Genomic DNA, 26,302 nt, shown 5'->3' with positions numbered 1-26,302 from the left:
TAGGTTCCCCAACCACAATTAAAGATATGCCCCACACGACCACAATTATTCACATGGAGTGTCCCTAAGGACATGTTTCAATATCGTATCTATGTATTTAACCTTTTCTAATGCTCAAAAAATGAAATTAAATGAGTTAGATTACCATAAATTGCCCTCAAGATGGCTTTTAATCTTATCTGACGTTGAATTGTAGATTCTACAAATTTTGGATTTAAATACATCTTTTTTAATATATTCTTTGCTTTCAATTGCAAAATTTATGTGCATCGTTTTAAGGTAGTTTATAAATTCTTCAAAATCTTTCTCCGAATCAAAACAAAGCTCGAAACATTCTTTTGCAAGGCCCTCTTTTGAAATTTCTGTTATGGTTTCAACCATCGGGATCAAAATAGATTCTCCAAGATCATGTGCACGTTTTTTCATTTCTTCTTCGCTTTCACATTTTTCAAAGGATTGATAGCCTTCTCTTACAAGTCTGCTAAACATAAAATCAATTCCAAGGTCGTAAACATAGCTGAATGCAACTGAAAGGTCTCCGCACTGTGTGTTGTGGGTGGTATATTTTATCGGGTTTTTTAACATTTCAGGATCTTTTAAAACAACCCCTTCTCTATGATTTTCATTTAAACTGTTTAAAATATTCCATAATTCTTCAAAATCTGAACTATCGATGATTTTTATCGGTTTTACATAAGAAATATTATATTCATCCAGGATTCTTTCCTTTTCATAAATTGAAAGGGCAGTATTGGTTTCCTTATCCCTTATATCGAAAATATAAAATCCGAGGTTTTCATGATTTTTATCGGCTTCAGGATAGTAATGGCTAACATAAGGGTTATTTAATCCAACCATTTCACCACAGAGCATTAATTCAGGAAAATCGTCTAAAAATTTTGTATTTATGTATTTTTTCACTTTTTTGGTTGTGAAAGGGCAGATTTTTCCGCCACGGGTAATTGCAATAGTTTCACCGTAAAATTTTACGATTCTAATATTATATCCGTCTAATTTTTCTTCTACTGCAATTTTACCATCAAAATATTTTTCAACAGATGATTCAAGAACCATGGCACGCCTTATTTTTGGATAACCCTGGATAAAATCTAAATTATTATTTAAAAAAAGAATAGTTCCCCGTTCTATATGTTTCAACTTCTTTTTAAAACACAGATATTTTTTTTCGTTATATTCATATTTGGTAATTAATTTTCTACTGAATCCATTTTTTAAGGTATCTTCGTCAATATTTAATCTTTTGGACGCATTTACTATAAATTCTTCAAAATTTAAAATATCATCTGAAAGATACATTTTGTCCATGGCAATCAGATCAGCTTTTTAATTCTTTTTGAAAGTTTACTGCATACAAGCATATTGCTTGGGTGGGATCTTTTACAGTAAAATCCGTTTTTATCGGCTTTTTCAAGAACTTTTAAAAATTCTTTTGGATTATCAAAATCAAAATCTTCAACATTCAAATATGCATTACCTACTTCCCAGGGGAAATGCGCATCGCTTCCAACGCCCATCAAGATGTTGTTGGTTTCTGCAAAAGAGTAAGCTTCTTCGTTTGGTCTTTCTTCGACACATCTGCTGTTATACACTTCGACGATATCGACGTTTTTCATAAATTCTGAACTTTCAAGAACTCCGTATTTACAAAGGGATCTCTTCCTTCTCCAGTCAAATGGATGCGGCAAATAAACAAGTCCGCCCTGTTCTTTTACCTTGTCAACAGCTTCAAAAATGTTTTTTTCATTTATTTCTTCGGTTAAAAAAATTCCGCAAAATTCTCCTTTTTCTGTTGCAATTTCTTCTCCAGGTATTCCCCATTCAACTTTCGTCATAGCATCGTGGTCGGTAATTATCGGCACAATACTTTTTCTAGCGCACGTTTTCCTTAGCATTTCCATAAAATTCATGGAGCATCTGGAAGTGTTGGTATGTACGTGCATATCAATTTTTATCATTAGGTCACCAGAGAGTTTAAATTGATAAATCTATTCGAATTTTTCTGTTATTTTTTGTACGTTTTTGTAGATATTACTTATGAATGTTTCGGATAATTTATATATTTTGTTCTCAAGTAATATATTTCCATCGACAATTACAGTATCAACATCATTTCCAAATGCAGAATACACAATATTTGATTTTATGTTATTAAATGGCCGCAAATGTGCCGAATCAAGGTCAATCAATATAATATCATTATTTTTTATCCCGATACTTTCACTATTAATTCCCATTTTTAAAACTGTATCAATATCGGCAACCGTTGGATCCCACCGATGTGCTTTATGTAATAACGATGTCATTTTCATTTCTTTGATTACATCTAAGTTATTATTGCTCGCAGGACCATCTGTTCCAATTGAAACATCTGCACCGTATTCTAAAAGTTCAAAAAGAGGCATTACTCCTCCACTCGCAAGTTTCATGTTGCTTGTTGGGCAGTGAAGTACTTTAACGTTATTTTTTGCAAGTTTTTTTGCTTCATCCTTTGTAATCCATACGCAGTGTGCAGCATGCAATTTTTCATTTAAAACCCCGATTTTTTCAAGGTATTCTACTGGACGCATTCCAATTTTATTTTCAAGTTCAACTACTTCGTAACGTGTTTCAGAAACGTGTGTGTGCATATTTACATTATAATCGTTTGAAATTTCGCTGCATTTTTGATAAGTTTCTTCCGAACAGGTGTATGGCGCGTGAGGTGCGATTCCAACTTTTATATTTTTTTCACCAACATTATTTTTAACAAAAGATTCCGCAGAATTCAAAAGTTTGTCGATACTTTTTTCATCAGGAGTTCCAAAATCGATAATCGGGTATGAAACTTGCGCATTTAATCCAATTTCTTTTGTAGCTTTCAATATTTCTTCAGAAAAGAAATACATTTCATTAAATGACGTAACTCCAAAGCGAAGCATTTCAAGGCATCCTAAAAGTGAACCATAATAAACATCGTTTTTGTTTAATTTCGCTTCATTTGGCCATATCTTTTGATTTAGCCAGTCTTGAAGTATCATATCGTCTGCAATTCCTCTTAAAAGAGTCATTGGAATGTGGGTGTGTGCATTGTAAAGTCCAGGCATTGCACATTTTTTTTCTCCAGAAATAATTTTTAAGTCATTTGAGTTTAAATTTAATTTTTCAATGAGATTTTTTCCGGCAGTTATTTTTGTTTCAGAATTTTCGACTTTTTCAATTAAAATATCGCAATTTTCATGAACATTTAAATTATTATCAATGTAATACGACGCATTTTTTATCAATATCATAATTTTCACTCCAATCTCACGTAAACGTATGATTCGTAACCCTTTCCATTTAAATCATAGCAAATAGTTTTATTTTTTGAGTAATATGTTCCATCATCTTCATATTCGTCAAAAATTTTCAGTTCTTTTAAAGTAATATTAAATAGAATTATTCCATTAACAAGGGAATTTTCTTTGATTCTAACTCCGTAGTAACCAATTCTTTCATCGAAAAATTTTTCAAAATTAATTATTTTTCCAGAATTTCTTTCAGGGACGCGATTTATTAATTCGAGCAATCTTTCATCTTTCATTAGTTCCCCATATGAAAAAATATTAACGTATTCCATAAAATCACTTTAAAAAATGGTGGAGCGTGTACTGCTTTTTTGAATCTTTTAATTCGTCTTTTGTAATTCCTAAAGCTTCCATTAGCCTTATGACCGGCGGTAAAATCTGGTTTTCAATGTAATAATTTGTGTCATAATCTTTTGCAGTTTCTATCGGTTCAGCCCGTTCACTAATTGATTTATTTCCACTTGTTATAATATAACTTATAACTTCACCAATATTTACCCGGTTTCCAGACTTTATTATTTTTTTTGCAACTTCGACGTGGGGGGAAGTGGTTTTATAGTCTTCAATTCGTTTTGTAAGCTGTGTGTGGATTAATAAATCTTCTTTTTTTACGTTTCCATTTTTTAATTCTTTTATGGTATCTTGAATCACTTTTTTTGCATTTTCAACGCTACCTTCTTTCAATAATGCATTTAATACGCTTTTTTGAGTATTTTTTGAAACGTTTGACCAGTCTCTCCTTACGACTTCAAGTCCTTTTACTGTAATTTTTTCATTTTCATCAATAAGCGCATATTTCTTTTTGGTTACAAAAATTCCCCTTTTAAAGTAACCTTCAAATTCAAGTTCCATTTCTCCAGGCAGTTTATCATTAATATTTTTCAAAAATGTTTTTGTTTTTTCTAAAAGCTCATCTCTGGTGAGTTTTTTCCCGTCCGCCCATTTTGAATAAAATCCATCGGTATCTGCATAAATTACTTTAAATCCAAAGTTTTCCGCTTCTTCTATCGTTTTTTGAATGTACTGTCTTCCAAGATGAGTTGTAATTTCTGCACAATCTCTTGAATACCATCGCGCCATTGGAAATGCGAGGTATCCGTAGTGGGAATTTGCAAGAACTTTGATGGATCTTTGTTCGTAGTCTAAAATCTGGTATTCTTCGTCAAATTCTTTATTTTCAGCTTTTTCTTTTAAAATTTTTTTAACGCTTTTTCTTCTATCTATTAAATCCATTAGGGTTTTTGGAATTATTCCAATAGTTTTTTTGCAGAATTTGTGGCCCAAAATTTCTTCATTTTCTTCATTATCGCAACAAGTACAGTCTATAGTTTCAGGGCTTAAGTTATGGCTCATTATAATTGATGGATAAAGGCTTAAAAAGTCCATTGAAACGATATCTTCATGAATTCCTTTTAATGGTTCTTTCACGTAGCCCCCTTCATATGAACTTCTAATTCTTTTTTGATATTCTTTTCCTGAGGGCCGGTTTGGTGCGATAACCCCTTTATTGTAAGAATTTTTTAAAAGCAGATATTCTACCATCTGGCTGCTACTCATACGGTTGATATCGTAGAGGGACTGATTTACTACTCTTGAAAACATTATTTCAAGCGGTAAAAACTGTTCTCCGATCTTTTGAGTATAATATGCATCTTGGTATGAATATTCTACAAGTGTTTCATCCAGATTATCCCACATTTTTGGAATATTTTCGTGGCCAACATCGACCTTTTTCACGTCAAAAAGAGCTTCAGTTACATTTTCAAGACGGTATTTTGTTAAATTTAACAGCCGCCTTGCAATTGGGTACAAATCGATGTGGACTCTTCCCGGAATGTAACTTTTAGAATTTATCCCGCCTTTAGTGATTTTTATTTTTTCATCGTTTTTCCCAAGCTTTAATTCAAGTCCGAAAACTTCAGCTCTTTTTTTAAGGTATGGAAAATCAAAATTATCCCCATTATATGTGTAAATTATATCGTAATCTTTCAAAATTTCTATAATTCGTTTTATGAGTTCTTTTTCGTCTTTTACATATTCTAGTTTATCATGATCGAATTTTTTGGTGGAAACTACAACATTATGGTCTTTGGAACTGAAACTTGCCATTATGATTGGATCTTTTTTTGGGTCGGGCTCTTTATTGCAGTAAACTTCAATATCAAAAGAAACCGTTTTAAATTCCGGAATTTTATTATCAATTAAACTATTGTTTTCAAAATCCCAGTTTGATGTTGGAATAACGCTATTATCTATTAAATAACGTTTTATAAATGGAATATCGTATTCATAGAGTTTTTCAAATTCCATTAATATTTCACGAACTGTTTTGATGTTATTTGGGTATTTCACTGTAATTTTTGAGAGTTCTTTTTCTTGATAATTTTCATCAAAAACTATTTTTTTAACAGTTTCGATTTTTTCAATCATTTTGGTGATTTCGCTGTCCAAGTTATGCTTTTTTTCGTAATCTTTTAAAAATTCGAGGATCCGTTCTTTATCCGTTGAATTTATGTAAAAATATGGTTTGAAATCCTTTTCTTTTATGATTTCATTTAATAAGTAGAGGTAAATGCATAAATCTTCAGAATTGTAGTCCAAATCAATCAGGCTTTCCATCAAAACACCGCAGAAATATAGGTTTATTTTTTACGATCAATCATCTTTAAAATATTAGTTAAATTTATATGTTTATTAAAGTAATATTTGAGAGTTACAGTTTTTAGCATATTTTAAAATTTAAATTCGGAAAAATTCGGTTTTATTTTAGTTATTGATGGTGACATGATGAAAATAACTGGTAAGGTGCACTTATTCGGGGATGACGTCGACACAGATGCGATAATTCCTGGAGCTTATTTAAAAACAACTGATGAATATGAGCTTGCATCACACTGTATGGCAGGAATCGATGAAGATTTTCCAGAAATGGTCGAAGAAGGCGACTTTTTGGTAGCAGGTGAAAATTTCGGGTGCGGAAGTTCAAGAGAACAGGCTCCAATTGCAATAAAATACTGCGGAATTAAAGCAATAATTGTTGAGAGTTTTGCAAGGATATTTTATAGAAATTGCATAAATCTTGGAGTATTTCCAATTGAATGCAAAGGGATCTCAAAACACGTGAAAGATGGGGATTCAATAGAATTAGATCTTGAAAACAAAAAAGTAATTTTAAAAGATACGGTTTTAAACTGTCATCTTCCAACAGGAACTGCAAAAGAAATAATGGATGAAGGCGGGCTTATAAATTACGCAAAGAAACACAAAAATTAATAGCTAAAATTATAATAAAATGGATATTTGGTGATTTTATGTCACGACTGGCGATTTTAGATTATGATAGATGTCAACCAAGAAGATGTTCGATGGAATGCATGAAATACTGTCCTGGAGTCAGGATGGAAGAAGAAACAATCGTAATGGATGAAAATTTAGGAAAACCAATAATTTCAGAGGAACTTTGTAGCGGATGTGGTATATGTACCAAAAGATGCCCATTTCAGGCGATAAAAATTATCGGGCTTCCTGAAGAATTGACTGATGACAGAATTGTTCATTCATACGGCCAAAATAGATTTAGATTGTATGGATTAATTACTCCAAGAGACGGAGTAACTGGACTTTTAGGGCCAAACGGTGTTGGTAAATCAACGATAATTAAGGCACTTAGTGGAGAGATGGTTTTAAATTTAAATAATTTAACGGAAACTCCGGATATGGATAAAGTTTTGGATTACTTTTCAGGAACTGAACTTCAAAATTATTTTGAGAAGTTGAAAAACAGCGGAATAAAACCAATCCACAAACCCCAGTATGTCGATGTTTTACCAAAAGTTGTGAAAGGAAAAGTTGGGGAACTCCTCAAAAAAGTAGATGAAAAAGGAGAATTTGAAAAAATTGTAAATGCTCTTGAAATTTCAAATATTTTAGACCGGACTTTTGATCAGCTTTCAGGTGGGGAACTTCAAAGAGTTGCAATTGCAGCGGCATGCCTTAGGGATGGGGATATCTATTATTTCGATGAACCTACATCATGGCTTGACGTAAAACAGAGATTCAGTGCTGCAAAAGTAATAAGGGAAGTTGCGGAAGGAAAAAAAGTTGTTGCAGTAGAGCACGATTTGATTGTTTTAGACTACCTTTCAGATTATATTCATATAATGTATGGTATTCCTTCAGCTTACGGGGTTGTAACTCACCCGAGAGGAACAAGAGTTGGTATAAACACGTATCTTGATGGATTCTTAAAAGAAGAGAATATAAGATTTAGAAAAAGCCCGATAGTATTTGAAAAAAGACCCCCTCAAGACAGCACAAATAGACCTTTACTTTTAGATTATACTGATATTTCAAAGAAACTTGGGGATTTCAGTTTAGATGTTAAAGGCGGTCAAATCTACCAGGGTGAAGTTGTAGGAATTTTGGGGCCAAACGGTATTGGAAAGACCACCTTTGTAAAAGCTCTTGCAGGAGTAATTTCGCCCGATTCCGGAGAAGTTACTGGAGATGTTAAAGTTTCATATAAACCTCAATACATTTCATCAGATTTTGAAGGAACGGTCGAAGACTTATTAATGTCAATTACTGCAATTCACACTTCATATTATAAATCAGAGATAATAAAGCCATTGTCTCTTGAAAATATACTTGATTCATCTGTAAAAGACCTTTCAGGCGGGGAACTTCAAAGAGTTTCAATTGCTGCATGTTTAAGTCAGGACGCTGATTTATATTTAATAGATGAACCTTCCGCATTTTTGGATGTTGAACAGCGATTGAGTACATCAAGAGTAATTCGAAGAATGGCGGATGAAAAAGAAGCAGCAATGTTTGTAGTTGACCACGATATCTTGTTCCAGGACTACATTTCTGATAGATTTATTGTATTTTCAGGTAATGCGGGGTCAAACGGAACTGGTTCAGAACCATTACAAAAAAGAGCCGGTGCAAACAAATTTTTAAAAGAAATGGGGATTACATTTAGAAGAGATCCAGACACCGGAAGACCGAGAGTTAACAAGGAAGGAAGTCAAAGAGACACCTACCAAAAAGAAATCGGGGAATATTATTACCTTGATGAGTAAATATTGAACTTAAACAATACTTTTATTTTTTTATTTTTTTATACTATACAAAGTGGAATTATTACAATATTTTAACATAAAGTGAAGTAGATTATGTCAATAGTACTATACATTCGTAGATATTTGGATGTATGAATATTTTTTAAAACAGGTCTAAAAAACGTTTAATAAATTTAATTTTGTTATATTTTAAAATGCTAAATTATGCGAATTTTTAAAATTTTTTATTATTAAAAAGTTCTTTAAAAAAGTTGCAAATATTTGCAACAGTTTATTTTTTAAAATAATTACGTTTTTAGATTTATTTTTTTGATTTAACGTGTAAATGCAAGTTTATTTCCCTGAAACTATTATTGCAACCGTTTCAAATGGTAAGGTATATATAGTCATGACGACAAGGCTATTCTTGTTAAAAAAAGTAACACACAAAAGGTGAATTACTATGGCTATGAGCATGAAAAAAATTGGTGCTATTGCTGTAGGCGGTGCAATGGTTGCATCCGCTTTAGCAACAGGCGCTTTCGCTGCTGAAAAAGTTGGAGATGTAGACGCTTTCGCTGCTGATGTAGTAGCAGATGGTGAAGCAAACGTAGATATTGTAGTAGGTTCAAACGCTGCTGCTTTAGACGTTGTTTCAGCTGCTAACATCGCTGCAAAAATTGGATCATTAATGTTCAAAGAAGGAACAGTTGAAGATGGAACTGCAACAGTTACTGTAAGTGCTGAAGCAGAATCCGACGAAGTTAAAGATGTATACACTGATGCTGCTGTATCAGTTGTTAAAAAAGCACTCGTAATAACCGCTGCAGACGACGATTACACCGGCGTTACAACAGGTATTTTAGGATTAGCAGATGGTACTGCTGCTACAAAAGAATTATTTGGAATTACAACTGCAGGTGCTGCAGCTGATTTAGAAGACTTACAAACCTTAGCATTTGTATCAGATGCTGACCCTTCAGGATGGGATTTCAATAAGGCAAGTGCAGATTTCGAAGCTACAGAAGTACTCGTAGCTACAATTAACTCAGATTTAGCTACACTCGGTACTGCTGGTGCAGATATAGAAATTTTAGAAGATGAAGTAATCTACGCATCATTAGCATTCGAAGAAGACAAATACGGTATATTGGGAACTGACTACGCTGCATTATTCCCAGGTATGAGAATTCCATTACTCGGTGAAGAAAAAGTAATTGTTAAACTCGACACAGACGATGACTTAGTTATCGTAGGTGACGAAGTATACGATGGAGTTATTAAACAAGGTGAATCATACGACCTTGGAAATGGATACACCGTAGAAGTAAACAACGTTTTAATGTCAGGTACAAACTACAAAGTAGATGTTTCAATCTTAAAAGATGGAAAAACTGTTGCTTCAAAATTCGACACAGTAAAAAAACAGACAACCCAGCTTAAATTGGTTTACAAAGATGTTGGTATAGTTGTAAACGATGCATGGACCGATGTTGGTGAAAACTACGGTTTCGCAGAACTTGTAATCGTAGATAATGTACAATCATTAGAACTTGGAGAAGAATTCATCCCTGACTACGAAGCATACACAGTTGACTACGTAGCAGGTACTGGTCTTACATTATCAGACAAAGCTACTGCAACAGGAACAATTGTTGGTGTTGCTTTAAAATACGTTGGAGACGACGTTGACAAAATTTCAAAAGACAAAACATTCACAATTGCAGACTACGCAAAATTAGACCTCGATGAAGACAGCGGTAAAATGGCTGCTAAATTCCTCATGGACGAATCAAAAGACGTAACTGTAAGCATTGGCGAAAAAATTGCAGTATTAAACGCCGAAATCAAATTAGATGACATTGAAGCTGAAGCTAAAGAAGCTGTTGTAATGACTGCACCAATCGCAGTATTAGACACAGAAGCTTCATTAGATGATGCTGACAAAGCATTAATCTTAGTTGGTGGACCAGTTGTAAACGCATTAACCGCTGAACTTGCTGACGCTGGATTAATCGCAATCGACAACGAATCACCTGCAACCTTAGCAGTAGCTGCTGGCGCTGCAAACGGTAACGATGTATTAGTTGTAGCTGGTGGCGACAGAGCTGCTACAGAAGCTGCTGCTGATGCATTAATCGCTATGTTATAATTAAACTTCAAAAAAGTTTAGTCAAGCATACTTAAGGTGGGTCTTTGACCCACTTTTTCTTTTTTAGATAATAATATTATTATATTTAAATTTATAGATTATTTTGAAGATTTAAAAAAATAAGTTTTAATGAGTTAGTTTAAATTTCTAAAATACTAACATTAATTTTAATTGAATTTGAAAAAATGGTAGCGAGGAGAACGTTTCAAACCAACCTTTTATACAAAAGGTTGATCAAAACTTTTTTGATGAATTAATAAAAAAATAGCGAGGAGAAGATTTGAACTTCTGATCTCCGGGTTATGAGCCCGGCGGGATAGGCCTGGCTACCCTACCTCGCTTCAATTACAAATGTTTTCCGAATTAATAACAATTCAGAATTTAGTAAACAATTTTAAAAACGCGAATTTTTATTTTCACAATCGAATTAAAAAATGGTAGCGAGGAGAAGATTTGAACTTCTGATCTCCGGGTTATGAGCCCGGCGGGATAGGCCTGGCTACCCTACCTCGCTTCAATTACACATTAGCTTTTGACTAACACTTTGCTAACACATAAACATATTGACCGTAGTATTTAAACTTATGGGTTAAATATTTAAAAAATTTTTAAAGAATGCCTTTTTATTAGAAAAATGTGGTGTATGCGTAAACTGCTAAGATAACGAGCATCGCAACAAAGAATATTTGCTGACTTCTCATCATTTTTTTTCTTTTTTGAACAAATTCTTCTTTACATTTTTGTGAACAGAATGATTCTTCTGGAGGGATTGATAATCCACAATTTACACAGTGTTTGTGTTTTTCCATTTTATATCACCAATTTAAAATTCTGATTTTTTGAAAGTTTTAAATAAATACTTAAAAATCTTTCTTTTCCCATCATAGGCAGAAAGCAAAGCTTTCTGATATTTTGCAAAAAGGCTTTTTTCTATTTTCAGAATGTTTTTTAAAATATTAGTTATTTCTTCTTTTTTCCCATCATAGACAGAAAGCAGAGCTTTCTGATATTTTGCAAAATTTAATTTTGCAAAAAAGGCTTTTTTCTTTTCAAGAAAAAAGGGTTTAGGGCGTAATGGTAGTTCCGTTATGATTTCCAGAAATTGATGCTAAAATTTCTTCAGGGATTCCTTTTATAACAATTGTTTTTAATTTTGCCCTATCAATAATTTTTGATGCTAATGGATCAACTACTCCTGATGATCCTGCACTCATTGAATTTGAACCAGTAATTTCTAAAAGTTCTTTTGTATTTATTTTATCAAGTTTTACTGCATCTTCATTGCATCTTGGATCCTTTGTATATACTCCATCAACATTTGTTGCAATAACGAGTAAATCCGCATCGATAAATTCTGCGAGAGTTGCTGAAACTGCATCTGTTGTGTGTGCAGGATGAGTTCCGCCCATTACAAGTATTTTATCCATATTTAATATAAGTTCAGCATCTTTGAAATTTTCAGGAACCTGTTTTACTGCATCTTTTCCAAGTGCTGAAATTAATAACATGCTGTTCATTCGTGTTGCAAGGATTCCGATTTCATCACAAAAAGATTCATTTGTAAATTCTCGCGCAACTGATATGTATTGCCTTGCAGTATTTCCACCACCAACAACAACAGAAACCCTATGGCCCATTTCTTTTAATTTTTTGAATGCTTGTGCATAATTTTGAATGTTTTCAGTTGACGCCCCTTCTTTGGGCATCAATACTGACCCTCCAAGTGCAAAAACTACGTCCATGAAGTAACCTCAGTTATATTTTGTAAGTTTTCAAAAAATAATAACTCTAAATTATCCTAAATAGTATAATCCTTTATTATATAAAATTTTAGTTAAAACTTAATTCAAAAAAAAGAAATAAAAAAGTAACAATAAAGATAATTGATAACTGTAAGATTGAATCACAAAATCAAAGATTTTGATTGATATCGAGTAATTACATTATCAGTAGCATTTTAAACTTGCAATTTTCCCTTAAAGGGTAATTACATTTTTAAAGCCATTTTAATGTCTTCAACTTTAACAGTTTTTCTTCCAGCATGTTTGGATAAATCTGCTGCTTCTTTAGCGATGTCCATTGCGATTTCTTCTAATGCCTCAACAAACATTTTTGCTGCATCTTCACTTACTCTTTCAGCACCTGCTTTTTTTAATATTCTTACTACTGGTGCAACTGGTAGTTCTGCCATAAAATCACCTCAATCTTTTACAGTTTTAATTTTGGAAAACTAAATATATAAATCTTTCGGAAAAAACCACAGATGACAAGCCTATACCAATATGAAATCATGACTCAACCCAAAACCACAATGTAATTTATATTAGCTTACGTATAATATTATTAAGAATTTAAAAATCTTAAAATGAAATTACAGTTTGGGTGGTACCATCAATAATAAAAATATTCTTGAATGGACGGTATTTTTATTCGTCTTTCTTATTGTGTGGACACATGTCAATGTTGTGGTCTCAGACAGCATGGTTCCAGTGATGACGAGGGGCGATTTTGTAGTTGTGGAAAACGCATTATTCGAGTTTGAACCCGAAAATGTATCTGTTGGCGATATAATTGTTTACAGCGCCCACTGGACAAATGCGGGTGAAAATAAAATACTAAATCAAGACTTATCAATAAATGGACGAACACTAGATTACTATGAAGTAAATTCTAGGGAAAGTATGATCTATAATTTCCCGATACTTTCAGGATTCTCACCAACAACTCCTGTAATTCACAGGGTAATTGATACGTGGACGGATTCTGATGGAAACAAGTATTATATTACAAAAGGGGACAATAACCCGACTTACGATCCAGAACTGATTCGTGCAGAACAAGTTAAGCAGCGAGTAATTAATTTAGATAGGGAACCATTTATAATTCCGTACCTTGGAAACATTTCAATACTCCTAAAAGAACATCTGATTATTTTTGTAATATTATTTGTAATCTGGATGTATTATGACTACAGAAATGAGAAAAACGCGAAAAATCAACTAAAACAAAAAAGATATTAATTTAAAGTAATTCTTTAAAATACCTTAGTAATGATGGAGCTTTTGCAACTATTTTTACCGCAAGCTTTCCAACATCAACTTCTTCTAAATTTTCAGGGATTGAATCAGCAATCGCATTCAATTCATCATCACTTAATTTTTGAAGTATATTTTTGTATTTTAAATCCTTCATCAATGGTTTGTAGTATTTTTCTTTCCATCTTTTTTCGTAAAGACTCAAGAACTCTTCTGAATAGTTTTCTGCTTTGATACTTTGTGCAGCAACTTCTCCTGCCATCAAACCACAATCCATTGAAAGGCCTATTCCACCACCTGTAAGTGGGCTAACGTGTCCTGCAGCGTCCCCTACAACTATGATGTTATCATCAACTGTTTTTTCAATTGGGCCACCTACGGGGTCACCGCCAACTTTAAATTCAACAGGAACTGCATTATCGAGCCTTCCTTCAACTAAGGGGTTGCTTAAAAATTCATCTAAATAATCAATTGCTCTTTTTTTACTATCGATAACCCCGATACCCACGTTTACAGTATCTCCTTTTGGGAATAACCAGATGTATCCTTTAGGACATATATCTCCAAAGTAGAATTCCATCATTTCATTGTCTAATAATTGTACATTGGTCATTTCGTATTCTGCACATGAACAGATTTCTTTAGGATTTTTCTTTGATTTTAATCCTGCATATTCTGCAATGTTGCTTTCAACACCATCTGCAGCAATTACAATTTTTGATTTAACGACGTATTCATCTCCAAGGTAGTTTACAAATACGTTGTATCCATCATCTGTTTTTTCAATTCCTGTAACTCTACTTTTAACTGCAATCTGTGTTCCAGCCTGTCCACTTCTTATTGCAAGGTATTTGTCAAATACTTTTCTTTCAACAACGTAGCCGTCCGTTTTTCCGCCTTTTACGACTACTTTTTTACCGTTTGGAGCTATTAAGTATCCTCCTTTAATATATGATTTAATAAATGAGGGATCAGGATTAATTCCAAATTCTTCAATTCTAGGAACTGCTTCAGCGCACCTTACTGGCGTTCCGATTTCCTGAGATTTTTCAATTAATAGTGTTTTTGCCCCATTTTTCGATGCGTTATAAGAAGCCATACTTCCCGCAGGCCCTGCACCAACTACAACTACATCATAGCTATCGTTTAAAGCCCTCATAATTATTCCTCCAACGCATTTAAGGGACATACAATCATACACAATGTACATTTATTGCATTTTTTATCATCAATGTATAATTTGTTTTCAATTAATTCTATTGCCATACTTTTACATACTCCAACGCATGCACCACAGTAGCCACATTTACTGTAATTCACTTTCATCGTATCACTTTTACCATTAGAATTATTATACAAATTAAAATCATCCTATAAAAATTATCCTCATTAGATTGTAGCAGTAATCCTATTTAAAACCTTATTTCTGAATTTCTTCTATACTTTGGAATCATAGCCATTACAACTGAATTTATACACAACTCTTCTCTTAAAATGTTATCATCCGTGAGAACCCCGATAAGCCCATTCTTTTTTCCAATATCTTTTATTCCATAAGTCGCTTCTGCAACTTTACCGCATTCAAAACCTTCATTTAGTTTTTCAGAAATTTCTTTTGGAATTTGAAAAGCTTGAGAAGTTCCAACACTGTAATCAATCCCATTATAAACAACACAAATATGTATATCTAGTTTTTTTTCTCCGATTTCAACCATTCCTGCTTCAATTCCAATTCCATAAACTGAATTTACTTTTTCAAAAGCACTTTTTGCCCGATTGTATGCGCCCTCAAAAGTTTCTTCAAATCCGATTGGTTGATTTGATACTCCACTTTCAGTATCCACTGGAGTTACAAGCATATTTCCAACCGTTTTTTCAAGAGCTTTTTCTACCGCAGAAACTTTGACTGGATTTATGCTTCCAATAGAAACAACTCTTAATTTATGCCCTGCAGGTCCTCCACGAAGTTTTTGTGCCCTTCCTAAGCATTCTGGATTATCGCAGAGTAAACTTCCAAATCGATATGTTTTTGCAGGTTTACCGCAAATATCGCAAAATTTCGATTCAAACATTAACTCACCAAAAATAAATTACTTTGATATTTAAAAAATGAAAATAATGGTTAAAAAAGATTATGATTTAGTTTGAAAGGACTTTTTTTGCAGCAGCAACTCCGCCTTCTGCATTGTAGCCCAATTCTTTAAATGCAAGTTCGATAGCAGCTAATGTTCCTAAAACCTGGTATTCTTTAGCTGAACCCATATGTCCAACTCTGAATATTTTTCCAGTTAGGTGTGACTGTCCGCCAGCAACTCTGATGTTGTATTTCTCTGCAAGGAGCCCTCTGAATTTTTTGTCATCAATTCCTTCAGGGTAGTATGCTGAAGTAACAGTTACTGACTGAGCTCTTTCTTTTGCGAATAATTTAAGTCCCATAGCTTCTAAACCAGCTCTTGTAGCTCTAGCAAGTAATTCATGTCTTTTAACTCTGTTTTCAAGTCCTTCTTCAAGTACCATTTCAAGAGCTTCGTTCATTGCGTAAGTTAATGAAACAGATGGTGTGTACGGTGTTTCTTTTTTACCGTCCCATGATTTTTTGTATGCGTTTAAATCAAGGTAGAATGATTTGGTTTCCGTTTTTGAGACAACATCCCATGCTTTTTCACCTACTGTAATGGCAGCAAGTCCTGGCGGTGCAGCAATACATTTTTGTGAACCTGTAACACAGATATCGATGTTGAACTTATCTACATCTACGTAATCTCCACCAAGTGATGATATTGTATCTACAATGTAAATTGCGTCAAAGTCTTTTACAACGTTTCCAAGATCTTCTATTGGGTTTTTAGCACCAGTCGAAGTTTCGTTGTGAACTACAGTTACTGCTTTTACATCTTCGTTTTCTTCGAGTAATTCTTTTAATTTTTTAGGGTCCGCTAAATCTCCCCATTCAGGTTCGTATTTTATAGCATCTGCTTTATAAACTGATGCAATTTTGTAGAATCTTTCTCCAAAGTTTCCGTTTGTAATGTTTATTACTTTGTCGCCTTTATCAAGGGTATTTGAAATAGCCATGTCCATTACAGCAGTACCTGAACCGGTAATGATGTATGTATCGTTTTTAGTTTGGAAGACTTCTTTCATTTTGTCGACTGTATCTTCAGTCAAATCTCCAAAGTCTTTTGTCCTGTGGCCGATAATTGGCAATGCCATGGTGTTCAAAACCCGGCTTGGAACCATTGTAGGGCCCGGAATCATTAACAGTTTTTCAGTATCCATCTGTTTCATTAAATCCCTCTATTTAACTTGTTTTTACTAAATTCAATAATATTGATGAAATCTGATATATATTTCTATTATTTATATATTATCATGATTTTTAATATTATTTAGCAAGCTTTTTTACTCTTTCTATCCTTTTTTTGATTAAATCAAGAGTTCCAATGTCGCTTCTGTAGTATACTTCGCCTTTAAAGTTTTCAATTGCTTTTTGAGCGATTTTTTCAGCTTCTTCGATATTTTCTGAAATTCCAACAACGGCAGCACTCCTTGAGCCCGTAATGTATAATTTTCCGTTTTCTTCGTTAATTGAAGCATAGAACAATATTGCGCCAGCATCTTCAATTGCTTTTTCAGCAACTGCCAATTCTTTGTTTTTTACTGGGTCTATTGGGTAACCATTTGGAACAACGTATTTACAAACTGTTGCTTTGTTTTCAAATTCAATATTCATTTTGTCAAGTTTTCCTTCTGCAATTGCAAAACAAACATCTAAAAAGTCTGTTTTTAATATTGGTAGCAAGTTCATTGCTTCTGGATCTCCAAATCTTGCGTTATATTCAATAATTTTTGGGCCGTCTGCAGTTAACATGAATTGGCCGTATAAAAATCCTTTGTATGGGCCAACTTCTAAATTAATTGAATTGACAGTTTTTTCCATTATTTTTTCTGCTCTATCGAGCATGTCTTCAGATATAAATGGTAATCCGTGGTTTGGACAGGAGTATGAACCCATTCCTCCCGTGATCGGCCCTTCATCATTATTGTATGCATGAGGGTGATCCTGAACTGCAGGCATAAATGTAATATTTTCGCCATCTACAAAGCCGTGAAGTGTAAATTCAACACCAACAAGTTTTTCTTCGATAATTATTTTTCCGCCACCAATACTTTTATCGAATACTTCTTTAGCGTAGATTTTTGCTTCATCATTATCTTTTAACTGTTCGCCAACGACTTTTACTCCTTTACCGCCAGTAAGTCCCGCTGGTTTTACAACAACATCTTTTCCTAACGAAGTCATTTCATCGATAAATGATTCAATTTCATTTCCATATTCGTTAAATGCAGCGTATTTCAAAGAACCATCGATTTCATATTTTTTAAATAAGTTTCTCATGAATTCTTTGCTTGTTTCAATCTGTGCAGGAAGTTTTTTTGGGCCCACTGTTGGAATACCCATTTCTTCAAGTAAATCAGCAGCTCCAACTCCAAGCGGTGATTCTGGACCAATTACTGCAATTTCAGGTTTAATTTTTTCCGCAAACTCTTTTATTGCAGGAACATCGGTTTCACTGTTAAATGACACTTCTTCAGAGAGTGCATATATCCCGGGATTTTTATTTTTCATCAAAGTATAGAGTTCCACGAGTTCGTTTTTTTTAAGGGCCATTGCAATTGCGTGCTCTCTAGCCCCTCCACCAATAAGTAAAACTTTCATACAAACCACCATTTCGATTATATTAGTTAAAAAAACATTTTAAAGATATATATTGCTGTTAGTATTTTTAATTTTTGAAAATGGAAATGATTTATTCAGTTTTTTCTTTGCACTATTACAATAAATAAATTATCCATGATTAAAATGAAAAATGGGAAAAATAAATATTAAAAATGTATTTAAAAATAGTTTAAATCTCAGAAACTTCGTCTAAATCGATTTCCTGATATTCTTTGTCTTTTGTATTCAATATTGCAACTGTCGGTTTTCCTGTTAGGTATCCACAGCATTCTCCAGGGTTGATAACCAAAACACCATCGATTTCTTCAAACTGTCTTTCGTGAGTGTGCCCATGAATTACTACATCGTACTCTTTTGACTTTATCACTGATTCGAGAATTGGCGCATGCGTTCCATGAAGAACGAAAAATTTATGCCCGTCAGTTTCAAAACTTACATACTGTTCAAGTTCATTATCTGAATCGATTTCCTTCAACCATTCTTTTAACAGGGTTTTTTCACCGTCGTTGTTTCCTAAAACTCCAACGATTTTCGAGTTTAAGTTTTCAAACTCTTTTACTACAAACAATGATACGAAATCACCACAGTGAATAACCATATCGACTTTTTCGTCGTTAAAAACAGCGATAGCCTTTCTAATGTTTGCTAAATGGTCGTGTGTATCAGACATTATTCCAATTTTCATATAACTCACCAGTATCAACAAGATAGTTAAACAATAAAACAAAATATAAAATAGAAAATCAGATATTTAAAGCTTTAATTATGGAAAGCATTCCCTCAACAGTATAATTTTTTTCAGGCATCAAAGAATCAAATCCAAACGAATCAACGTTTTTCTTGGTTATCGGGCCAATTGATATTATATACTGTTCTTTTAAAACTTCTAAAAATTCTGGAGTGCAGTGCTTAAAGAAGTTTTTTGCAGTAAGTCCACTTGTAAATGTCAAAATTACTTTTTTATTATTTTTATTTTCAGAAACAACCTGTTTTTCAAGTTCTTCTAATTTTTCAGATATATTTTCTGGTTCTTCAGAGCTGTAAACAAAGATTAAGTCTGCATTTAACCCTTCTTTTAAGACATCTCTAGTTGAGGGTGTTGTTGGAACAAGTACTTTTTCACCAGTTTTAACTTCTTTTTTAAGTGCTTCAAGCAAATGTTCTGCAGTATATAATTCTGGAATAACATCAACAGGTTTTTCAAAGATTTTTTCAAATTCTTTTGCAGTTTCAATTCCTATTGCACCTATTTTTTTAGTTAAAACTTTTTCAATATCTTTTGAAATTAAATTCTTAAAAAAACCTTCAATTCCCCTCGGACTTGTAAAAACTATCCAGGAATACTTTTCAAGGTTTATTTCAGCTTTTTTAAAAACCAGTTCAAGTGTGGGAATAACTACAGTTTCAAAACCTGCATCTTCAAGCATTCTGGAAAAATCTTTACCCTTTTCAAGTGGTCTTGTAATTACAACTTTCATACGACACCAAAATCGATTAAATCTTTTTCATATTCAAATCTCTTAAGTATGCCCTTAATTTTTCAATATTTTCTTCAAAATATTCCATGTCTTCTAAATCCCTTAAAATTTCTTCACCCATGTAGATACCTGCAGAAACTTTATCCGCAAGTAGTTTGCTATTTTTCACTTCATATTTTTCATACAATAGTTTCAAATCTCTTTCCATATCCTCAAGTTCTTCTTTAAAGACTCTTTCCATGGAATTTACGATAGTTTTGTCGTCAACGGTAATTAGATTGCCAGTTCCTTTCATAATATCATCTTTTTACTTTTAAGAATCATTCTAATTTTATTTTTTTAATTATAAATAACTTTTTTTATTGATTTTTCGAATGGGGAATGCTAGCGGATTTTTTAAACTTAATCTTGGCTTTTTACAATAGGATTACTCATGGGAAAACTATATATTTCTTAAAACAATATCATTATTGTAGTTTTTAACGGCATTTATCTTTTTTAAACTTTAATAATGTGGAAATTTACCAGAGGTGAGATTTTGCTAAGAAACATGGACGATTCGTTTGATATATACGAAATAAAAGCAAGACAGGTACTCGATTCAAGGGGAAACCCTACTGTAGAAGCTGAAGTTTTAACTGCGGGTGGCGGATACGGACATACAATAGTTCCAAGCGGTGCTTCAACAGGAACTTTTGAAGCAGTTGAATTAAGGGACGCGACTGAAAAATACGGTGGAAAAAGCGTATTAAATGCAGTTTCAAATGTAAATGACATTATTGCACAGGAATTAATTGGTGAAGATGCAAGAAACCAGAGATTAATTGACCAAATAATGTTAAATTTGGATGGAACTGAAAATAAAGGAAATTTGGGTGCAAATGCAATTTTAGCAGTTTCACTTGCAGTTGCAAAAGCAGCTGCTGACACTGCATCACTTCCTCTTTACAAATACATTGGCGGTTGCAACGCATATGTAATGCCTGCTCCAATGATGAACGTATTAAATGGTGGCCAGCATGCGGGAAACGCGCTAGACTTCCAAGAATTCATGATAATGCCTGTTGGCGCAGATTCCTTTGCAGAAGCTGTAAGAATGTGTGCTGAAACATACCAATCTTTGAAAAAAGTGGTTGCTGAAAAATATGGAAAAGATGCTGTAAACATCGGTGATGAAGGTGGATTTGCACCTCCTGTAAAAACAATCGATGAAGCTCTCGCATTACTTTTAGAAGGAGTTAAACGAGCAGGATATGAGGATGAAATTGTATTCACACTCGACTCTGCAGCAAGTGAGTTTTACGATGAAAAATCCGGTTCATATATCGTTGCAGGAGAAAAAGTTTCAACGGATAAATTAATCGATATTTACAAAGAAATGGTTGCACAGTACCCAATCGTTTCAATAGAAGATCCATTGTTTGAAGAAGATTTCGAAGGATTTAAGATAGCTACTCAAGAGTTGAAAGGAATTCAGATTGTTGGTGACGATTTGTTTGTTACAAACACGAAAAGACTCAAAAAAGGAATTGAAATGGGTGCTGCAAATTCACTTCTTTTGAAAGTAAATCAGATTGGAACACTTTCAGAATCAATTGACGCTGCAAACATGGCATTTAGAAATGGTTACAGTCTGGTTGTTTCACACAGAAGTGGGGAATCAGAAGACTCAACAATTGCAGATCTCGCAGTTGCACTAAACGCAGGCCAAATTAAAACTGGCGCTCCTGCAAGAGGAGAAAGAACTGCAAAATACAACCAGTTAATCAGAATCGAAGAAGAACTCCAGATTTCAAAATATGCTGGAAAAGACTTCAAAGTTCCATTTTAATTCTATTTTTTAATATTTTCATTTTAAATTCGTAATTTTTCTCAATAGATTTATCAAATTTTAATTTAATTTTATATTTTTATATATCTTAATTTATGAATATCACTGGGCAAAGAATAAAAACAAAAAATACATATTATTTTAAAATCATTATCAATAATGTCAATTATTGCCGGATTGGTGGTTTGTAATGGAGATTAATCACGATTATAGAGTAAAACTTTTTGATGAATTAGGTTTTGAAAGAAAGCAGTGTACAGAATGTAACCAGTGGTTCTGGACACTCGATAAAGATAGAACTACCTGTGGGGACAGTCCTTGTGACGAATATTCCTTCATAGGAAGTCCAATAACCCGTAAAAAATATACTTACAACGAAATGGTAAGGGAATTTACAAACTTTTTTGCTGAAAAGGGACACAGCCCTGTAAAAAGATCTCCTGTAGTTGCAAAAAGATGGAGAGATGATATTCTTTTAACTATTGCATCAATTGCAGTATTTCAGCCATGGGTTACAAATGGGCTCGTAAAACCTGTAAAAAATCCGTTAGTAATTGCACAGCCATGCATCAGGCTTAACGATATTGATAATGTTGGACGGACAGGAAGACACTTAACATGCTTTACAATGGGTGCACACCACGCATTCAACTCAAAAGACGATTACAAGTACTGGACGGATAAAACTGTTGAATACTGTTTTGAATTAATGAATAGACTCGGAATCGACGGAAAAACAATTACATTCATCGAGAGCTGGTGGGAAGGCGGTGGAAACGCAGGACCTTGCTACGAAGTTATAACACACGGTGTTGAACTCGCAACACTTGTTTTCATGCAGTACAAGAAAGTTGGAAGCGAATACGAAGAAATCCCCCTAAAAATCGTTGATACAGGATACGGAATCGAAAGATTTGCTTGGGCTTCTCAGGGGACTCCAACAGTTTACGAATCTTTATTTTCAGAAGTAATTGAAAAGTTAAAAGAAGATGCCGGAATTCCTGGAGTAGATGAAAAAATAATGGCTGAGAGTGCAACTCTCGCTGGACTTATGGATATTGAAAATGTCGGTGATTTAAGAGTTCTAAGGCAAAAAGTTGCTGAAAAAATCGGAATGGATGTAGATGAACTTGATAAATTAATAAGCCCGCTTGAATACATCTATGCTATTGCAGACCACACTAGATGTCTTTCATTCATGTTTGGGGATGGAATTGTACCTTCAAACGTAAAAGAAGGATATCTTGCAAGATTGGTACTTAGAAAGACATTGAGATACATGGAAAAAATCGGAATCTCGATGTCTATAAAAGATATAATATCAATGCAGCTTGAAAACATGAAGGAAATTTATCCTGAATTAAGCGAAATGAAAGAATATATCATGGATGTTTTGGATTCCGAAGAGAAAAAGTACATACAAACCGTAAACCGTGGTAGGGGGATTGTTGAGAGAATGGCTGCTTCAAAGTCAGAAATCACGCTTGACGATTTAATCGAATTATATGATAGTAACGGGCTTCCTCCAGAAATTGTAAAAGATGTAGTTGATGAATTAAATAAAAAAGGAAAGAAAACTATCGCAATTACAGTTCCAGACAATTTCTACACGATTGTTGCAGAAAGACACGAGGAAGAAAAACCTGAAGAAGTAGTTTCAACGAAAAAAGAACTTCCCGAAGTTGAAGTTTCAGAAACCGAACTTTTATTCTTCAAACATCCAACTCAAGTAGAATTTGAAGCTAAAGTCTTGAAAACAGTTGAAAAATACGTTGTACTTGATAAAACTCTATTCTACGCTGAAGGCGGGGGTCAAAAGTACGATATTGGTCAAATAAATGGAATCGAAGTTATCGACGTTCAGAAAAAGAACGGAATAGTATTCCACAAAGTTTCCGACATTTCGAAATTCAAAGAAGGCGACATTGTAAAAGGTACTGTAAACTGGGAAAACAGGCTTAAATTAATGAGAAACCACACTGCAACGCACGTAATAAATGCTGCAGCAACAAGAGTTCTTGGAAAACACATATGGCAGACTGGTTCAAACGTTGATACTGAAAAAGGAAGATTGGATATAACTCACTACGAGAGAATTTCAAGAGAACAGGTAAAAGAAATCGAAAGAATTGCAAACGAAATTGTTCTTTCAAAAATGCCTGTAAACTCCACTTTTATGGATAGAAACGATGCAGAACAAAAATACGGCTTCACGATCTACCAGGGCGGTGTAGTTCCGGGAGATACTTTAAGAATTATCGAAATTGAAGGAACTGACGTTGAAGCATGTGGTGGAACTCACTGCAGCAACACTTCAGAAATTGGTTACATCAAAGTTTTGAAAACCGAAAGAATACAGGATGGTGTCGAAAGACTCGAATATTCGACAGGAATGGGTTCAGTTTCAGAAATTGCAGTTCTGGAAGATACTTTAATAGATTCTGCTGAAATTTTGGGAATTCCTAATGACCAGCTTCCAAAAACTGTTAAAAGATTCTTTGAAGAATGGAAAGAACAGAAAAAAACAATTGAAGAACTCCAGAAAAAAGTTGGTGAACTTGTTAAATACGAGCTTGCCGATAAATTCGAAAAATACGGAAATTACGAAGTTTTAGTTGAACAGGTCAGCGGAACTCCAAACGAATTGATGTCAATTGCAGACAACCTTGCAGTTGGAAATAAACTCATAGTTTTAATGAATGAAAACGACTACCTCTTATGTAAAAGGGGAGAAAACGTTGAATTAAGCATGAAAGAATTAATTAGAAATATTGGAAAAGGCGGGGGTAAAGATAACCTCGCTCAAGGAAAATATTCTGAAAACAAGGAACAAATCACGGAAAAAATAATCCAGATTTTAAATAAATAATTTTATTTCTTTTCTGTTTTTGATAAATATTAGGTGCTAAAATGTTCATACCCTCTCATATTACAGGTTTTTTCAAAATAACTAGACACGAAAATTTACTAAAGACCGGATCAACTGGCGCAGGAATTACTCTAAACCGGGGCGTATCCACAAAACTGGTTGAAGGTTCTGGAAAAGTTTATTTTAACGACGAAAAAATAGATTTATGCCCATCAAACGATGTCATAAAATATTTGGGACTAAAAAACGAATTAAATCACGATATAATTTATACTTCCGATTTTCCGCTTGGATGCGGTATGGGGACGTCAGGATGCTGTGCGCTTGGTGCGGCATACGAACTGAGTTCAACATACAACTTTAAGAACCTGCAAAACGATATTGATAGAAGTAATTTAAATAATAATTATGAATTGGATGTGCCCGAAATCGTAGAAATTGCTCACAAAGCAGAAGTTCGTTGTAATACTGGCCTTGGTGATGTTATTGCACAGCACACAAAAGGTTTTGTTATTCGAAAGAGCCCAGGATTTCCAATCGGTGTCGAAAGTGTTGATATTAAAAATATGGACGAATACAATATTTTGGTAGATATATTTGGCAAAAAGGAAACCGATACAGTAATTAATGATCCATCATGGATTGAAAAAATAAACAATACTTCAGATGAATTACTTGGAAAATTGTTGGAAAAACCAACTCTTGAAAATTTCATGGAATTGTCCTACTACTTTGCAAAAAACACAGGCCTTGCATCTGATGAAATAATCGAAATATGTGACGATTTAAGATTTACTGCGGGAGCTTCTCAAGCAATGCTTGGAAATGCGATATTTTGCATATGTAAAGAAGAAGAATTAAACGATGCAGTTTCAATTTTATCCAATCCAATAGTTTGTAAAATTTACAAATAAAGGTGTAAACATGATGTCTACAGTAAAAGTTCTTTTATTGATGGCACTTTTAACAGGAATGATTTACGGAATTTGCTTTATGCTTGGATTCCCCCCAATATTTGCGATACTTTTAGCACTAATTCCAAATTTAATAAGCTATTTTTATAGCGACAAAATAGTTTTGGCAAGTTACGGTGCAAAAATGGTGGAAGAAAGCGAAGCACCAAATTTACACAGAATTGTTGAATCAATAGCAAACAGGGCAAATATTCAAAAACCAAAAGTTGCAATAATTAATACTGATACTCCAAATGCGTTTGCAACAGGAAGAAGTCCTAAAAATGGTGTAGTTGCAGTTACTACTGGAATACTACAACTTTTAAATGAGCAGGAACTCGAAGGAGTTTTAGCACATGAAATTGGACACATAAAGCACAGAGATATTTTGATTGGAACGATAGTTGCAACAATGGCTGGAGCAATAATGTATATTGCAAATTTCTTGCAATGGGGAATGTTATTTGGATACGGAAGGGATGACGATGGAAATCCAATGCAGATTGTTGCATCATTGCTTTTCGTAATTTTGGCGCCAATTGCAGCAATGGTTATTCAATTTGCAGTTTCAAGGCAGAATGAATTTACTGCTGATGAGAGTGGTGCAAAGTATTCAAACCCGATTTACCTTGCAAATGCACTCACAAAACTTGAAAAAGGGGTTAAATACCATCCTTTAAAAAATGGAAGCCCTGCAACCGCGCACATGTTTATTATAAATCCTTTTAAAGCAGGAAACGTTGCAAGGTTATTTTCAACACACCCTTCAACAGAAGAACGTGTAAAAAGACTGATGGAAATGGCAAGCAATCCTAAATATTTAAGATAAGGCG

At 33.7% G+C, this 26,302-nt stretch carries 24 protein-coding genes and 2 tRNA genes; 8 read left to right on the top strand and 18 right to left on the bottom strand.

The genetic code is table 11. The features are described from left to right. Positions 1–141 precede the first annotated feature (141 nt). The 5 genes from HNP90_RS05755 to HNP90_RS05735 are packed head-to-tail and all read right to left on the bottom strand — an operon-like array spanning position 142 to position 5,966. Positions 142–1,326, bottom strand: a complete 1,185-nt coding sequence (locus tag HNP90_RS05755; RefSeq protein ID WP_012067904.1) for an RNA ligase — start codon at positions 1,324–1,326, stop codon at positions 142–144. 5 nt (positions 1,327–1,331) lie between these two features. Then, the gene (locus HNP90_RS05750; protein WP_012067905.1) at positions 1,332–1,976 is read right to left on the bottom strand and encodes a PHP domain-containing protein; all 645 of its coding nucleotides are present in this window, start codon (positions 1,974–1,976) and stop codon (positions 1,332–1,334) included. A gap of 30 nt (positions 1,977–2,006) precedes the next feature. Next, positions 2,007–3,290, bottom strand: a complete 1,284-nt coding sequence (locus tag HNP90_RS05745) for an amidohydrolase (RefSeq protein ID WP_012067906.1) — start codon at positions 3,288–3,290, stop codon at positions 2,007–2,009. A 5-nt stretch (positions 3,291–3,295) separates the two neighbouring features. Continuing rightward, positions 3,296–3,619 carry a gamma-glutamylcyclotransferase family protein gene (locus HNP90_RS05740; protein WP_012067907.1) on the bottom strand — a complete coding sequence of 108 codons (324 nt, stop codon included), beginning with the start codon at positions 3,617–3,619 and terminating at the stop codon, positions 3,296–3,298. 4 nt (positions 3,620–3,623) lie between these two features. Then, on the bottom strand, positions 3,624–5,966 hold the full coding sequence (locus tag HNP90_RS05735; protein WP_012067908.1) for a DNA-directed DNA polymerase: 2,343 nt from the start codon (positions 5,964–5,966) through the stop codon (positions 3,624–3,626). A 168-nt stretch (positions 5,967–6,134) separates the two neighbouring features. Between HNP90_RS05735 and hacB the strand changes: the two genes are divergently transcribed. The 3 genes from hacB to HNP90_RS05720 all read left to right on the top strand — a co-directional run bounded on the left by hacB (position 6,135) and on the right by HNP90_RS05720 (position 10,562). Further along, complete coding sequence (hacB, locus tag HNP90_RS05730; protein ID WP_012067909.1) at positions 6,135–6,620, top strand: homoaconitase small subunit; 486 nt, start codon at positions 6,135–6,137, stop codon at positions 6,618–6,620. 38 nt (positions 6,621–6,658) lie between these two features. Then, positions 6,659–8,431 (top strand): ribosome biogenesis/translation initiation ATPase RLI, encoded by a 1,773-nt coding sequence (locus HNP90_RS05725; RefSeq protein ID WP_012067910.1) that lies wholly within the window; start codon positions 6,659–6,661, stop codon positions 8,429–8,431. A gap of 442 nt (positions 8,432–8,873) precedes the next feature. Beyond that, positions 8,874–10,562 (top strand): S-layer protein, encoded by a 1,689-nt coding sequence (locus HNP90_RS05720; protein WP_012067911.1) that lies wholly within the window; start codon positions 8,874–8,876, stop codon positions 10,560–10,562. Between the two features lie 265 nt (positions 10,563–10,827). Here HNP90_RS05720 and HNP90_RS05715 read toward each other — a convergent pair. From HNP90_RS05715 to HNP90_RS05695, 5 genes are all read right to left on the bottom strand, one after another. Then, positions 10,828–10,903: transfer RNA gene (locus tag HNP90_RS05715), tRNA-Met, on the bottom strand. Between the two features lie 94 nt (positions 10,904–10,997). Beyond that, a tRNA-Met gene (locus HNP90_RS05710) sits at positions 10,998–11,076 on the bottom strand. Between the two features lie 112 nt (positions 11,077–11,188). Further along, positions 11,189–11,371: a DUF2116 family Zn-ribbon domain-containing protein gene (locus HNP90_RS05705; RefSeq protein WP_012067912.1), complete on the bottom strand. Its 183-nt coding sequence runs from the start codon at positions 11,369–11,371 to the stop codon at positions 11,189–11,191. Positions 11,372–11,626: 255 nt separating this feature from the next. Beyond that, entirely contained in the window at positions 11,627–12,304 is a 678-nt protein-coding gene (gene pyrH / locus HNP90_RS05700; RefSeq protein ID WP_012067913.1) for a UMP kinase, read from the bottom strand. A gap of 245 nt (positions 12,305–12,549) precedes the next feature. Next, a complete protein-coding gene (locus HNP90_RS05695) occupies positions 12,550–12,753 on the bottom strand; it encodes a histone family protein (RefSeq protein WP_011170330.1) in 204 nt (67 codons plus the stop codon). A 187-nt stretch (positions 12,754–12,940) separates the two neighbouring features. On the opposite strand from HNP90_RS05695, the gene HNP90_RS05690 reads away from it, so the two are divergent. Continuing rightward, complete coding sequence (locus HNP90_RS05690; RefSeq protein WP_012067914.1) at positions 12,941–13,582, top strand: S24/S26 family peptidase; 642 nt, start codon at positions 12,941–12,943, stop codon at positions 13,580–13,582. A 1-nt stretch (position 13,583) separates the two neighbouring features. Here HNP90_RS05690 and HNP90_RS05685 read toward each other — a convergent pair whose 3' ends face one another. From HNP90_RS05685 to HNP90_RS05650, 8 genes are all read right to left on the bottom strand, one after another. Next, positions 13,584–14,756 (bottom strand): NAD(P)/FAD-dependent oxidoreductase, encoded by a 1,173-nt coding sequence (locus HNP90_RS05685; protein WP_012067915.1) that lies wholly within the window; start codon positions 14,754–14,756, stop codon positions 13,584–13,586. 2 nt (positions 14,757–14,758) lie between these two features. Next, positions 14,759–14,923 carry a 4Fe-4S binding protein gene (locus tag HNP90_RS05680; protein ID WP_012067916.1) on the bottom strand — a complete coding sequence of 55 codons (165 nt, stop codon included), beginning with the start codon at positions 14,921–14,923 and terminating at the stop codon, positions 14,759–14,761. 86 nt (positions 14,924–15,009) lie between these two features. Further along, complete coding sequence (gene yjjX / locus HNP90_RS05675) at positions 15,010–15,669, bottom strand: inosine/xanthosine triphosphatase (RefSeq protein WP_012067917.1); 660 nt, start codon at positions 15,667–15,669, stop codon at positions 15,010–15,012. 67 nt (positions 15,670–15,736) lie between these two features. Further along, on the bottom strand, positions 15,737–16,885 hold the full coding sequence (locus HNP90_RS05670) for a pyridoxal-phosphate-dependent aminotransferase family protein (protein ID WP_012067918.1): 1,149 nt from the start codon (positions 16,883–16,885) through the stop codon (positions 15,737–15,739). Positions 16,886–16,982: 97 nt separating this feature from the next. After that, complete coding sequence (gene purD, locus HNP90_RS05665) at positions 16,983–18,317, bottom strand: phosphoribosylamine--glycine ligase (RefSeq protein WP_012067919.1); 1,335 nt, start codon at positions 18,315–18,317, stop codon at positions 16,983–16,985. A 190-nt stretch (positions 18,318–18,507) separates the two neighbouring features. Continuing rightward, positions 18,508–19,023 carry a metallophosphoesterase gene (locus HNP90_RS05660; RefSeq protein ID WP_012067920.1) on the bottom strand — a complete coding sequence of 172 codons (516 nt, stop codon included), beginning with the start codon at positions 19,021–19,023 and terminating at the stop codon, positions 18,508–18,510. 58 nt (positions 19,024–19,081) lie between these two features. Continuing rightward, positions 19,082–19,816: a uroporphyrinogen-III synthase gene (locus HNP90_RS05655; protein ID WP_012067921.1), complete on the bottom strand. Its 735-nt coding sequence runs from the start codon at positions 19,814–19,816 to the stop codon at positions 19,082–19,084. A gap of 16 nt (positions 19,817–19,832) precedes the next feature. Next, on the bottom strand, positions 19,833–20,111 hold the full coding sequence (locus tag HNP90_RS05650) for a hypothetical protein (protein ID WP_012067922.1): 279 nt from the start codon (positions 20,109–20,111) through the stop codon (positions 19,833–19,835). Positions 20,112–20,354: 243 nt separating this feature from the next. Here HNP90_RS05650 and eno point away from each other — a divergent pair, with 243 nt between their 5' ends. From eno to HNP90_RS05630, 4 genes are all read left to right on the top strand, one after another. Continuing rightward, the gene (eno, locus tag HNP90_RS05645; protein WP_012067923.1) at positions 20,355–21,647 is read left to right on the top strand and encodes a phosphopyruvate hydratase; all 1,293 of its coding nucleotides are present in this window, start codon (positions 20,355–20,357) and stop codon (positions 21,645–21,647) included. Between the two features lie 190 nt (positions 21,648–21,837). Next, the gene (gene alaS / locus HNP90_RS05640; protein WP_012067924.1) at positions 21,838–24,516 is read left to right on the top strand and encodes an alanine--tRNA ligase; all 2,679 of its coding nucleotides are present in this window, start codon (positions 21,838–21,840) and stop codon (positions 24,514–24,516) included. A gap of 41 nt (positions 24,517–24,557) precedes the next feature. Next, positions 24,558–25,430 carry a pantoate kinase gene (locus HNP90_RS05635; RefSeq protein WP_012067925.1) on the top strand — a complete coding sequence of 291 codons (873 nt, stop codon included), beginning with the start codon at positions 24,558–24,560 and terminating at the stop codon, positions 25,428–25,430. A gap of 10 nt (positions 25,431–25,440) precedes the next feature. Beyond that, entirely contained in the window at positions 25,441–26,298 is an 858-nt protein-coding gene (locus HNP90_RS05630; RefSeq protein ID WP_012067926.1) for a zinc metalloprotease HtpX, read from the top strand. Positions 26,299–26,302 lie beyond the last annotated feature (4 nt).

This window comes from Methanococcus maripaludis, assembly GCF_013760955.1.
GTDB lineage: Archaea > AGJL01 > Methanococci > Methanococcales > Methanococcaceae > Methanococcus > Methanococcus maripaludis_A.
Note: the sequence above shows the minus strand (reverse complement) of the source record. Positions and strands in the feature narration are given on the sequence as shown.